Origin of the sequence: Endozoicomonas sp. SESOKO1 (assembly GCF_024606265.1) — a bacterium.
In the GTDB taxonomy this organism is placed as follows: domain Bacteria; phylum Pseudomonadota; class Gammaproteobacteria; order Pseudomonadales; family Endozoicomonadaceae; genus Endozoicomonas.
The window spans coordinates 1-1,082 of the sequence record NZ_JAHHPP010000052.1 but is presented as its reverse complement, the minus strand read 5'-3'; the positions used below and the strand labels follow the sequence as shown (position 1 = coordinate 1,082).

1 protein-coding gene is annotated in these 1,082 nt (G+C 46.4%); it reads left to right on the top strand.

Going from position 1 to position 1,082, the window contains the following annotated elements; all coding sequences use genetic code 11:
* The coding region (locus tag KDK13_RS03160) for a hypothetical protein (protein WP_257283409.1) at window positions 1-1,082 on the top strand (1,082 nt) is incomplete at both ends.

Here is a 1,082-nt window from a genome sequence, read left to right as displayed (position 1 = left end):
CACTAATGCCACTTTCCCTAATGCCACTTTCCCTGATGTCGCTCGTCACTATTTCGATATCGTAGCAGCCGGGGTGGATGACATTATCCATGAGTTCAACACCACAATCGCGCCTGACCGGAATACCAGCTCAACGACAATAGCCCCTCACCATCGTTCAAAAAGAATGATCCTTTCGGAGCCGGATTTCTTAAGCAGAATCAGCCAGCTGATAGAGGCTGAAGAGGACATTACCGAAGACGACATGGTCCCGCAACTGATGGAGTTTTTACGGGGTTTTTCTGCAATGCGCAAAGAATTTACCCTTACGATGCAGCGTGGCGTTGCGGGAGACCCGGATGCAATAGAGCTTGCCAATCAACTCCGGCAGCCGCTGGAGATGGCCAATCATTTGCAGCAATATGATAGCGATGTCCTTGCATTACTGTGGAGTAATGACTTCGAGGCACTTGGCAGATTAGTGTTTAAAGTTAACACCCTCTCATACTTTAGCGCTGTTGCTCCGGCACAACAAAGAGACATGATGGAATCGCTCAGGGTCATGGTTCGTAACATGATTCAATATCTCCAACGGATATCTCTGGGGACCACCAATCCGTCAACTTTTACGGTGCAAATAGCTGATCTCACAAATTTCGCTTTGATATGGAACCCTTTGCGATTAATGATGCGTGATCAGCAGTTCGAAGAAGGCTTTTGTTTGTCGGATGTGGTTTCATTAGCCGTTGCCAGCCAGTTTGGAATTTCTGTTAGCAACTCTTTAAATACTCTGGTCAATGCTATTTTCCTGGGTGCCGGATATGCTCGATTACCCGCTCTTGTCAGGACGATCCTACAGGAAATTGCGCTTAAAGATAGTGCATCTTCCCCCGTAAGTTTATGGCGTACCCTCGGACTGAAAAAAGACAGTCATTACCTTAGTGAAATTAGCCAGAAAGTTTATGCACTTTCGCTTAGAACGTATGGTTCACAGGTATTTCTTACAATCCAGTCAATGCTGTCAAAGATGGTTGCAGCGTTCAATGCGAAGGCAAATCAGTTACCGGCAGGGGACGATGTTACTGTTTTGTTTAGCGTTACCC